Source organism: Pseudomonas sp. R76 (assembly GCF_009834565.1).
Taxonomy (GTDB): domain Bacteria; phylum Pseudomonadota; class Gammaproteobacteria; order Pseudomonadales; family Pseudomonadaceae; genus Aquipseudomonas.
On sequence record NZ_CP019428.1, the window covers coordinates 4786438 to 4799580 of the forward strand.

Sequence of the window (13143 nt, forward strand, 5' to 3'; positions counted from 1 at the left end):
AACTCTCCTTTCCTGAAGGAGAGAACCTCAAACTAACGGAGTTGCTTTTTTTTTCCACAGGCCCGTTTTTCACTCATTTGCTTCCCATCAGGCAATAGCCCTTAAAACACTGTATATAAAAACAGTATTATGGAAATCACCTACGCCACACAAGGTCAATATCCTACAAACAAAAGCGGAAATAAGCACAATTTCTCACACCGCCAGTTGTTCCAGGTTTGCTTAAAGCCCCTCCAGCTCCGCCATCAAATCACTCAACCGATCGACCTTCTCGGTGCTGATCTCATTCGCCTCCAAGCCCTCGATATACTCAGCCAATTGCGCCACCGTGCTGCACTCGAACATCGCCCGCAGCGGTACATCGCGTTGCAGGGTTTTCTGCACGCGGGAGGCAATCTGCGTGGCCAGCAACGAGTGCCCGCCCAGCTCGAAGAAGTTGTCCTGCACGCCCACCCTTTCGACTTTCAGCACCTCGGCCCAGATGGCAGCCAAGGTGGTTTCCAGCTCGTTGCGCGGCGCCAGGTAATCCTGGCTGTGCAACTGGCCAATCTCCAGGGCCGGCAGGGCCTTGCGGTCGAGCTTGCCGTTGGCATTCAGCGGCAACCGGTCTAACCATAACCAGTGCAGCGGCACCATGTATTCCGGCAGCTCGGCCCGCAGGCGTTGCTTGATGCGGTCCAGGCGATCACTCGGGTTCAGGCTCGCATCCGCCGCCACCAGGTAGCCGACCAAATGCTTGCCGTTGACGCCTTCCTGCACGCCGACGGCTGCGTCGCGCACTTGCGGTTGTTCGTGCAGACGCGCCTCGATTTCACCCAGCTCGATGCGGTAGCCGCGAATCTTCACCTGATGGTCGATACGCCCCACATATTCCAACACCCCATCGCTGCGTCGGCGTGCCAGGTCGCCGGTGCGGTACAGGCGCTCGCCCGGCGCGCCGAACGGGTTCGGCACAAATACTGGCGCCGTGCGCAGTGGGTCGCTGACATAACCACGGCCCACACCCGTACCCGCCACGCATAACTCGCCGACGGCACCTTGCGGCACCAGCTCCAGCGCACCATCGACCACGTACAAACGGTTGTTGTCGGTCGGGGTGCCAATCGGCAGGTAAGTGCCACGGGTCGAGGCCAGGTCGACGCGGAAGAACGCCACGTCGTCCGAACATTCCGCCGGGCCATAAGCGTTGACCAGGCCAATCTGCGGGTAACGCAGCAGCCACTGGTGCGCCAGTTCCGGCGGCATTGCTTCACCTGTCGGCAGCATCCAGCGCAGGCCATCCAGGCTCATGCGCTCCTGGGCCAACATGCCCTGGATCAGCGACGGCACGCTTTCCAGCACGGTTATTCCCTGGGCCTGCACATGCGCCAGCAAGCCTTGCGGATCATGGGCGATGGTGTTCGGCACAATATCTACCCGCGCGCCAAACAACGGCGCGGCGAGGAACTGCCACACGGAAATATCGAAACTTTGCGACGCGGTCTGGGCGATCACATCGGTCGGGCTCAGGTCCAGGTACGGCATCTTGCTCAACTGGTTATTAAGCATGCCGCGCTGTTCGACCATCACGCCCTTGGGCAGGCCGGTGGAGCCCGACGTGTAGATCACGTAGGCGAGGTTGTCCGGGCCGCTGTAGACACCCGGGTTTTCCCCGCGGCTCGGCACTTCCTCCCACACCAGCAGCTGGCAGTCGGTGCCTTGCAGCAACTCAATGGCCTGCTCGCGGCACGCCTCGGTGCACACCAGCAACGGCGTGCGGCTCAAGTCGATAATGCGGCTCAGGCGTTGGCTCGGCAGGCCTGGGTCCAGCGGCAAGTAACCGGCACCGGCCTTGAAGCTGCCGATGATCATGCCGAGCAGATCCAGGTTTCGTTCAGCCAGCAACGCCACCGGTTGATCCAGGCCGACACCCGCCGCGATCAGCGCGTGGCCAAGACCATTACTGCGCCGGTTCAATTCGTCATAGCTCCATTGCTGGTCCAGGCAACTGGCGGCGATGCGCTGCGGATACGCGGCCACCTGCGCCTCAAACAGCTCGATATAGCTGCGCTCCAGCGGGTAGGCGTGCTCGCTCTGGTTGCAGCCGTCGAGCAGGAATTCACGTTCCTGCGCGCCAATCAACGGCAGGTCGGCCATGTCGCCATGGAAGCCCTGCACCAGCGCCAGCAGCAGGCGTTTGAACTCGCCGAGCATGCCTTGCACGGTGGTTTCGTCGAAATAACGCTGGTCATAAGACAGGTGCAAACCGAGGTCGTCGCCCGGGTAGCACACGGCGGTCAGCGGGAAGTTGGTGTGGGTGCGGCCGGAATCCGAGGTGGCGTTCAGGCTTTGCGCGCGGTCCAGCACCGAGACTTCCACTGGCGCGTTCTCGAACACGAACAGGCTGTCGAACAGCGGCTGGCCCTTGGGCAACTCGCTGTGTTCCTGGATAGTCACCAGCGGCAGGTATTCGTACTCGCGCAGCTGCATGTTGCTGTCGAGCAGGCTGCTCAACCATTGGCGCACGCTGCAACGCTGGTGGTCTTCAGGAAATTTCACTCGCAGCGCAATGCTGTTGATGAACAGGCCGACGGTGCGCTGCATCTCCGGCATTTCCACCGGGCGCCCGGCGACGGTGACGCCGAACAGCACATCACGGTCCCCGCTCAAGCGCCGCAGCACCAACGCCCATGCCGCCTGGGCAAAGGTGTTGACGGTCAGTTGATGGGCCTGCGCCAACTCACGCAGTTGCGCACCGTCGCGGGCATCCAGGCGGGTGTAGCAGTCGCCCACCACCATGCCGCCGCTGTGACCGGCGTGTTCACGCAGGAACGGCCGGTCGCTCGGGATCGGCGTGGTGCGTTCGAAGCCTTGCAGGTTCTGCTGCCACCACTGGCGCGCTTCGGCGAGGTTCTGGCGTTGCAGCCAGGCGATGTAGTCGCGGTAGCGCGGCGGCGTGGCCAATTGCGCTTCGCGGCCTTCGCCCAACGCCATGTAGATATCAAAGAAATCATTCATCAGCAGCGAACGGCACCAGGCATCGATGAGGATGTGGTGGTTGCTCATCATGAACCAGTAACGCGCTTCGCCGACGCGGATCAGGCGCAGGTGGAACGGCGCCTGGTTGAGCAGATCAAAACCGGCCTCGCGCTCGGCCTTGAGCAGGGCTTGCAGGCGCGGCTCCTGTTCACTTTCCGGGTCGGCACTCCAGTCCAGGTACTCAATCGGCGTACTGCCCGGTTTGTGGATGACTTGCAGCATGTCTTCGCCGACGTTCCAGCAGAACGACGCACGCAAGGCTTCATGGCGGGCGATGACTGCCTGCCAGGCCTGGGCAAAACGCTCGGGGTCCAGCGCGCTGTTGATGCGGTAGCGGTCCTGCATGTAGTAGAGGCCGGTGCCCGGCTCCAGCAGGGTGTGCAGCAGCAGGCCTTCCTGCATCGGCGTCAGCGGGTAGACGTCCTCGATGGCGCTGGCCGCAATCGGCAGGCTGTCGAGTTGCGACTGCGTCAGGTGTGCCAGCGGGAAGTCGGACGGCGTGAGGCCGCCGGCATCGTCCTTGAGGCAATGCGCAATCAGGCTGTGCAGTTCGGCGAGATAGGCATCGGCCAGCTCGCGGATGGTCTGCTGATCGTGACGCTCGCTGCTGAAGGTCCAGCGCAGCACCAGTTCGCCGCCGTACACCTGGCTGTCGACGCTCAAAGCATTGGGCAGCGGTGCATCCGGGTCATGGGCCAGGCCCGCCGACTCATCCAGCGGGTGGAACAGCGCATCGGCGCCGAAGCTCTGGTCGAACTGGCCAAGGTAGTTGAAGGTGATCTCGGCGCTCGGCAGTGCGGCCATGGTTTGCCGGCCCAGGTCGTCCGCCAGGTAACGCAGCACGCCATAGCCCAAGCCTTTGTGCGGCACGCCGCGCAGTTGCTCCTTGATCGCCTTGATCGAGTCGCCCTGCCCGGCTTGCGGTGTCAGGCGCAACGGGTAAGCACTGGTAAACCAGCCAACGCTGCGGGTCAGGTCGATTTCATCGAACAGCGCTTCACGGCCATGACCTTCCAACTGGATCAACGCCGAGTCGTGGCCACTCCAGCGGCACAGCACTCGGGCCAACGCGGTCAGCAGCAAGTCGTTGACCTGGGTGCGATAGGCGCTTGGCGCCTGTTGCAGCAACTGGCGCGTGTGCTCGGCATCCAGGCGTACGCTGACGGTGTCGGCATCACGGTTGCGCAGCGCGCCGTGCGGGCGATCCACCGGCAATTTCACCTGCGGCCCGGCCAACTGGTCTTGCCACACATTCAACTCTTCACGCAGCGACTCGCTGCTCGCATAGGCCTGCAAGCGCGCCGCCCAATCGCGCAACGCGCTGGTCTTGGCCGGCAGGCTGACCGACTGCCCGTCGCTCAACTGGCGGTAGACCGTTTGCAAATCCTCAAGCAGTACGCGCCACGACACGCCATCCACCACCAGGTGATGAATCGCGATCAGCAGGCGTTGCTGGCCTTGCGGGCCGTCCACCAGCAAGGCGCGCAGCAGCGGGCCGTGTGCGAGGTCGAGGCTGCGTTGGGTGTCGGTGAACAGCGCGGTGCAGTCCTGCATATCGCGCACCTGCGCCTGCATCAGCACACCGCCTTGGGGCACGGCCAAATGCTCGGCATGCCATTGCGCATCGCGCGGGGTGAAGCTCAGGCGTAGCTCGTCGTGGTGCTCCAGCACGGCCAGCAGTGCTTGCTCCAGGCGATGCGGGTCGAGCAGTTGCAGCGGTTTGAGCAGCAACGCCTGGTTCCAGTGTTGGCGATTCGGAATATCCGTATCGAAGAACCAATGCTGGATCGGCGTCAGCCCCGAGCTGCCCGTCAGCACGCCTTGCTCGGCGATGACCTGCTCGGTACGCGTGGCCACGGCGGCCAGGGTTTGCACGGTCTGGTGCTGGAACAGGTCGCGCGGGCTGAAGTGGATCCCCGCCTGGCGCGCACGGCTGACCACCTGGATCGACAGGATCGAGTCGCCGCCCAGCTCAAAGAAGTTATCGTCCAGGCCGACTTGCTGCACGTTCAACACCGCGCACCAGATCGCGGCCAGGGTGTGCTCCAGCTCGTTGCGCGGCGCCACATACTGTTGGCGATTGGCCTCGGGGTCGGGCTGCGGCAAGGCACGGCGGTCGAGTTTGCCGTTGGCGGTCAGCGGCATGCTGTCCAGCACGATCAGGTGCGCGGGCACCATGTAGTCCGGCAGTTGCGCCTTGAGGTGCGCCTTCAGCGCTTCGTTCAGGGTGCCGTGGTCGGCGTCGCTGACCAGGTAGGCCACCAACTGTTTGCCACTTGGCGAATCCAGCGCCAGCACCACCGCCTCACGCACCGCCTGGTGCTCCAGCAGGCGGGTTTCGATTTCACCCAGCTCAATGCGGAAACCGCGAATCTTCACTTGATGGTCGATACGCCCCAGGTACTCCACCAGGCCATCGGCGCGTTGGCGCACCAGGTCGCCGGTGCGGTACAAACGCCCGCCATCGGCGGCAAACGGGTCGGCGACAAAGCGCTCTGCGGTCATGCCCGGCCGTTCGTGGTAACCCAGGGCCAGACCAGCGCCACCGACATACAACTCGCCAGTCGCGCCTTGGGGCACCAGCGCCAGGTCGGCGTCGAGAATGTAGGCCACGCGGGCGCCGATAATGTGGCCGATCGGCACGCTGGCGGCGCCCTCTTCCAGTTGCTGCGGCGCCAGGCTGGCCAGCGGCATGACCACGGTTTCGGTCGGGCCATAGGCGTTGAAAAACACCTCGGGCTGGAACGCGGCGCGGATACGCTGCAAGTGCTCGCCGGTCAGCGCCTCACCACCGGTGATGCACATGCGCACCGGCAAGGTCTGCTGCTGGGTCGCCAGCCACTGCGCCAACTGGCTGCCGTAGCTCGGGGTAAAGCCAAGAATGTTGATGCGATGGGCGCGAATCAGCGCGCAGATTTCTTCGGCATCCCACTGGCCTTGGGCGCGCAACACCACCTGCGCACCGCTGAGCAGCGGCACCAGCAGGCGTTCGGTGGCGGCGTCGAAGTTGATCGAATAAAAGTGCAGTTCACAGTCGTCCGCGCGCATGCCAAAGCGCTCGATCACGGCCTGGCAATGCATGGCGATTTCACCGTGGGACACCACCACGCCTTTGGGCTTGCCGGTGGAGCCGGAGGTGTAGATCAAGTACGCCTGGTGCTGCGGCAGGCTGATAAAGGGCAACGCGTCGGCCGGGTAATTGGCGAGCACCGGCAGGTCATCTTCCAGGCACCAGCAGGCCACCGTCGCCGGCAATTCGCCGAGGGCTTCAAACATCGCCGCATCGCTGAGCAGCAGGCCGATGCCGCTGTCTTCGATCATGTAGTGCAAGCGGTCCAGTGGGTATTCCGGGTCCAGCGGCACATAGGCGCCACCGGCTTTAAGGATCGCCAGCAGGCCAACGACCATTTCCAGCGAACGCGGCAGCGCCAGGCCGACGCGCACCTGCGGGCCGACGCCGCGCTCGCGCAGCATCCAGGCCAGGCGGTTGGCGCGAGTGTCCAGCTCGCGGTAGGTCAGCGTTTCTCCTGCAAATGTCAGCGCCGGCGCATCGGCACGCTTGCTCGCCTGCTGACTGAACAGCTGATGAATACACTGATCGAGGCGATGCTCGCCCGCTTCCACACCGAGGCTGTCCTGCAACGCGCGCTGCTCGACGGCGCTCAGCAACGGCAGTTCGCTGAGGCGCTGCTGCGGGTTGGCGATCAATGCTTCCAGCAGATTGCGCCAATGCTCGGCCATGCGCGCAATGCGCGGTTCATCGAACAGGTCGGTGCTGTAGGTCAGGCAGCAACCCAGGCGGTGGTCGAGGTCGGTGACTTCCAGGTTGAGGTCGAACTTGGTCGCGCGCGCATCATTGGCCAGGTACTCGACGGTCATGCCGGCCAGTTGGCGGCTCTGCTGGAACTCCCAGCGCTGCACGTTGCACATCACTTGGAACAGCGGGTTGTACGCCGCGCTGCGCGGGGGTTGCAGGGCTTCCACCAAATGATCGAACGGCAGGTCTTGATGGGACTGGCCTTCGATCACGGTGTGACGCACCTGCTCGAACAGCTCAGCCACATTCATCTGCCCGGTGAGCTGGCAACGCAGCACCTGGGTGTTGAGGAAGGCGCCGATCAGCCCTTCACTTTCCGGGCGAATCCGGTTGGCCACCGGCGCGCCGATGCGCAGGTCGGTCTGGCCGCTGTAGCGGTAGAGCAACACCGCCAGGGTCGCGGTCATGGTCATGAACAGGGTCAGGCCGCGCTCGGCATTGAAGGCGCGCACGCGGGCGGCCAGCTCGTCGCTCAGGTCGAAACGGTACAACTCGCCCTGGTGGCTTTGCACCGGCGGCCGTGGGCGGTCGCCGGGCAGTTCGAGCAACGGGTGCTCATAGCCAAGCTGCGCGGTCCAGTAGTCCAGTTGGCGCTGGCGCTCACCGGCCTCCAGCCACTGGCGCTGCCACACGCTGTAGTCGAGGTATTGCACCGGCAACGGCGCCAGCGGCGAGTCGCGTTCGTCGATAAAGGCTTCGTACAACGCGCTGAGCTCACGGGCGAAGATGTCCATCGCCCAGCCTTCGGTGACGATATGGTGCAGGGTCAGCACCAGGTAGTGTTCCTGATCAAAGGCCTTGACCAGGCAAGCGCGCAGCAGTGGCCCGGTTTCCAGATTGAAAGGCGTGTGCGCCTCATGGTCGGCCAATTGCTGCAGACGCAGTTGACGCTCGGCTTCATTCAGCGCCGAAAAATCCTGCCAGTCCATGCGCAGGCCGGTTTGCTTGGCGACCTTTTGCCGGGCCACGCCGTCGATGCTCGGGAAGGTGGTGCGCAGGGTTTCGTGGCGCATGATCAAGGCTTGCAACGCCGCCTCGAAACGCCCCACATCCAGCACGCCACGCAGGCGCGCCATACCGCCGACGTTGTAGGCCGGGCTGTCCGGTTCCATCTGCCAGAGGAACCACATGCGCTGCTGCGAATAGGACAGCGGCACCGGCGCGCTGCGGTCGACCCTGGCGATGGCGGTTTGCTGGTTGCGCTGGCCGGAGGCCTGGATCAGCCCGACTTGCTCGGCAAACGCACCCAGCTCGCTGGCTTCGAACAAGGTGCGCAGCGGCAGCTCGACGTCACAGGCCTGGCGGGTGCGCGAGATGATTTGCGTGGCCAGCAACGAGTGGCCGCCGAGGGCGAAAAAGTCGTCGCCCAGGCCAATGCGTGGCAGGCCGAGGACCTCGCGCCAGATCGCCGCTATCTGCTGCTGCAACGGCGTTTCGGGCTCGATGTGTTCACGGGTTTGCCACACCGGCTCCGGCAGCGCGCGCCTGTCGAGCTTGCCGCTGGGGCTCAGGGGCATGGCGTCCAGGCGCATCAGTTGCGCGGGCACCATGTACTCCGGCAGCTCGGCAGCCAGGGCGGATTTTACCTGCTGTTCGAAAAGCTCGGTGCTGGCGGTGTAGTAGCCGATCAACTGCTGATCACGCACCAGCACCACGGCTTGGGCGATGCCGTCCATGGCCAGCATGCGGGCTTCGATTTCTTCTGGCTCGACACGGAAGCCGCGCAGTTTGACCTGCTGATCGAGGCGGCCGAGGTATTCGAGCACACCGTCAGCACTCCAGCGCACGCGGTCGCCGGTGCGATACAGACGTGCGCCCGCCTCGCCCAGCGGGTCGGCGACGAAGCGCTCGGCGGTCAGCCCGGCACGGCCGAGGTAACCGCGCGCCAGGCCGATGCCGCCAATGCACAGTTCGCCCGGCACACCGGCCGGCAGTGGGTTGAGGTGTTCGTCCAGCACACGGCAAATCACATTGCCCAGCGGGCGGCCAATCGGCGAACGCTCGCCGTCCTCAGCCTTGCAGTGCCAGTGGGTGACGTTGATTGCAGTTTCGGTCGGGCCATAACGGTTGTGCAATTGCACCGCCGGCAGTTGCGCCAATACGCGGTTACGCAGCTCGGCCGGCAAGGCTTCGCCACCGGAGAACAGCCGACGCAGGCTGGTGCATTCGGCCACCAACGGCTCATCGATAAACAGCTGCAACAGCGGCGGCACAAAGTGCAGCGTGGTCACGCCGTGTTCCTGCACCAACTGCGCGATGCGGTGCGGGTCGCGGTGCTCGCTGGGGCCCGCCAGTACCAGGCGGCAACCAGTGATCAAGGGCCAGAAGCACTCCCACACCGACACGTCGAAACTGATCGGCGCCTTTTGCATCAGCACATCGGTGTGGTTGAGTTGATAGGTGGCTTGCATCCACTGCAAGCGCTCAGCCAACGCCGCGTGGGTAGTGCCGACGCCCTTGGGCTGGCCGGTGGAACCGGAGGTGTAAATCACGTAGGCGAGGTTGTCGCCGTGCAAATGCAAGCCCGGTGCCTGGGTCGGCCAGCTGTCGAGGTGCAGGCTGTCCATGGCGATCACGCACACGCCTTCGGGCGCCGGTAACAGTTCCAGCAGCGCGGTCTGAGTCAGCAGCAGGTGCACGCCGCTGTCCTGGAGCATGTAGGCCAGGCGGTCGGCGGGGTAATCCGGGTCCAACGGCACATAGGCGCCACCGGCCTTGATGATTGCGAGCAAGCCGATCAACAGTTGCGGCGAGCGCTCGGCGGCGATGGCCACGCACACGTCCGGGCCGACGCCCTTGTCGCGCAGGTAATGGGCCAGGCGGTTGGCCTGGGTGTGCAACTGGGCGAAGCTCAGGCTGCCGCCCTGCCAGACCAGCGCGGTGTCTTCCGAGGCGTGGTGGCTGAGCAGTTCGGGCAACCACTGCCGGGCTGGCGCGCACGGCGCTTCACTCCACGGCTGCTGCTCGTCGGCTTGCATCAGCTTGAGGTCGCCGATGGCCTGTTGCGGTTGCTCGCACACGGCGTGCAGCAGGCTGATGTAGTGTTCGGCCAGGCGTTGAATCGTGGCGCTGTCGAACACTTCGTCGGCGTAGTCGAACGCCAGGCTCAGGCGCCCGTTGCGGTCTTCTTCGCTGTGCAGTTGCAGGTCGAACTTGGCTTCGCGGCTGTGCCACGGCAGTTCATCGGCGAGCATCCCCGGCAAGCGGCGCAAGGCACCTAAATCGCGCTGCTGGTGGTTGAACATGACCTGGAACAGGCCTTGCTCGCGGGCGTGCGGGAAAGCTTCGAGCAATTGTTCGAACGGCAAGTCCTGATGGGCCTGGGCGCCCAACGCGGTCTGGCGGGTGGCGGCCAGCAGTTGGTTGAATGGCAGGCGGCCGTCCAACTCGGCGCGCAGCACCAGGGTGTTGATGAAGAAGCCGATCAGGCCTTGGGTTTCCTGGCGCGGGCGGTTGGCATTTGGCACGCCGATGCGGATATCGCGCTGGCCGCTGTAGCGGTAGAGCAGGCTTTGGAACGCCGCGAGCAGCAGCATGAACGGTGTGGATTCATTCGCCTGCGCAGTCTGGCGAATCGCTGCGCTGAAGCCTGCATCCAGGCGCACGCTATGGCGCGAGGCGCTGTTGCGTTGCTGGGCCGAGCGCGGGTGGTCGGTGGCCAGGCTCAGGGTCGGATGTTCCTCGCCCAACTGTGCTTTCCAGTACGCCAGTTGCCGCTGGCCTTCGCCTTCGGCCAGCCATTGGCGCTGCCAGCTGCCGTAGTCGGCGTATTGCAACGCCAGTGGCGGCAGCGCCAATGTTTGGCCCTGGCTCGCGGCGGCGTACAGGCGCGAGAATTCGTCAATAAGGATATTCAGCGACCAACCGTCGGCGATGATGTGGTGCAGCGTCACCAGCAACTGGTGCTCTTCATCGCCAAGGCGCACCAGGGTCACCCACAGCAGCGGGCCTTTTTCCAGGTCGAACTGGGTGCGCGCTTCGTCCTCGCGGATCTGTTGCGCGCGCACTTCACGCTCGGCGGCAGGCAGGTCGCTGAGGTCGATGACTTGCAGGTCGAATTCAACGTTGGCGTCCACACGCTGGAAGGCCTGGCCGTCGCGCTCGTAGAAGCGGGTGCGCAGGGCTTCGTGACGCTGGATCAGTTGCTGGAAGCTGGCGCGCACCGCGTCTTCGTCCAGCTCGCCGCGCAAGCGCAGGGCGCCGGGGATGGTGTAGGCGCTGCTGTGCGGGTCCAACTGCCAGGTGATCCACAGGCGGTTTTGCGCCAGCGATTGCGGCAGGTCGTCCTGGCGCGACAGTGCGTGGATCGCGCCCTGAGCGACGCCGCCGTCTTGCTGCAATTGCGCGACGTTGGCGGCAAAAGTCGCCAGCGTCGGCGCCTCGAACAGCATGCGCAGGTTCAGCTCCAGGCCCAGGGTTTCGCGCAGGCGCGCCACCACTTGGGTGGCGGTGATGGAGTTACCGCCAAGCAGGAAAAAGTGGTCATCGGCGGCGACGGTTGCGACCTGCAGCTGCTCGCACCAGATCGCCGCGATCTGGCTTTGCAGTTCCGATTCCAACCCCACATCGTTCGTGTGCGTTTGCAGATCGGGGAACTGCGCATAGCTGTCGAGGCTGCCGTCGGCGTGGCGAAGGCCGCAAGCGGCGCGCTGCACCTTGCCGCTGGAGGTCTTCGGCAAGGCGCCGGGGTTGAGCAATACCACCACGCTCGGCGCTTGCTGATACGCCTCGGCCACGGCCTGGCGGATGGCTTTGATCAGCGCTTCGGGCGGCAGGATTTTCTGCACGCTGCGGCTGATTTCGGCGGCAATGCCGATACCTTCCAGGCCCTGGTCATTCACCGCAAAGGCGGCGACGCGGCCCTTGCGCACCACTTCCACTTCGCGCTCGACAGTCTGCTCGATGTCCTGGGGATACAGGTTATGGCCGCGCACGATCAGCAGGTCTTTCAAGCGGCCGGTGATGTACACCTCGCCGTCTCGGATAAAACCCAGGTCGCCGGTGCGCAGCCAGGTGCGGCCGGCGTGTTGTACGAAGGTTTTGGCGGTGGCTTCGGGGTTGCGCCAGTAGCCGTGGGCGATGCTCGGGCCGCTGGCCCACAGTTCGCCGACGCGGTTATCCGCCAGCTCGCTGAGCGTGTGCGGATCAGCGATCAACACGGCGTGTTCCGGCTGGCGGGTGCCGCAGCTCATGATCGCACTGCCCTGCCCCGGCTCGGCGCGGTTGGCGGCCAGCGCTTGTTCATCCACACGCAGGGCCGGGATGCCTTGGCCACGGGTGCCGCCGGCGACAAACAGGGTCGCCTCGGCCAGACCGTAAGAGGCGAAGAAATTATTCGAGGTAAAACCGCAGGCCGCGAACTTCTTGGCGAAGCGTTCCAGGGTGTCGAGGCGGATCGGCTCGGAGCCCGAATAGGCCACGCGCCAGGTGCTCAAGTCCAGGCGCTCCAGGGCCGATTCGCTGACCCGCTCGCTGCACAGGCGGTAGGCGAAATCCGGGCCGCCGCTGATGGTGCCGCCGTATTCGCTGATCGCTTCGAGCCAGCGCAACGGCCGACCGAGGAAGTACGCCGGCGACATCAACACACACGGCACACCGCTGAAAATCGGCTGCAGCAGGCCGCCGATCAAGCCCATGTCGTGGTACAGCGGCAGCCAGCTGACGATCACGTCATCCGGGTTCAAGTCGATGCCAAAACCACGACGGATCAGCACTTCGTTGGCCACCAGGTTGCCGTGGCTGACTTGCACGCCTTTGGGCAAGGCGGTGGAGCCAGAGGTGTATTGCAGGAAGGCGATGTCGTCGGCGTGCAGTTTGGGCTCGACCCAACTGTCTGCGAGCTGCGCATCGAGGGTATCGACGCTCAGCACCGGCGGCGCGTTGTCGATTTGTGCCAGGCCGTCGGCGAGGCTGGCGATGCTCAGCAGCAGGCGCGGTTCGGCATCGGCAATGATCGACAGCAGGCGCTCCTGATGATGCCGGCGCGTGGATTCGGGTGGATACGCCGGCACTGCGATGATCCCGGCGTACAGGCAACCAAAGAACGCCGCGACGTAGTCCGGGCCGCTGGGGAACAACAGCACCGCACGCTCGCCCAGCGCCGCATTGGCCTGCAAGGCGGCGGCGATGGTGCGGGCGCGCTGGTCGAGGTCACGGTAGCTGAGCACAACGTTGTGCTCGGCGGAATCGGCGAGGAAGCGCAGCGCCACTTGGTCCGGCGTCTGCGCGGCACGACGTTGAAGGGACTGGACCAGAGTGCGGGGAAGTTCGAAGGCGTCCATCATGGGGTTCCTGCCTGAAATCGGCTT

General features: G+C 64.5%; 1 protein-coding gene. It reads right to left on the bottom strand.

What is annotated here, in order from left to right; translation table 11 throughout:
• Positions 1 to 222: 222 nt before the first annotated feature.
• On the bottom strand, positions 223 to 13119 hold the full coding sequence (locus tag PspR76_RS21510) for a non-ribosomal peptide synthetase (RefSeq protein WP_159958554.1): 12897 nt from the start codon (positions 13117 to 13119) through the stop codon (positions 223 to 225).
• Between the last annotated feature and the right edge of the window lie 24 nt (positions 13120 to 13143).

What these genes read in the sequence shown, in the direction of transcription:
- PspR76_RS21510 (WP_159958554.1), bottom strand. Translation starts at nt 13,119, where the DNA reads ATGATGGACGCCTTCGAACTTCCCCGCACTCTGGTCCAGTCCCTTCAA.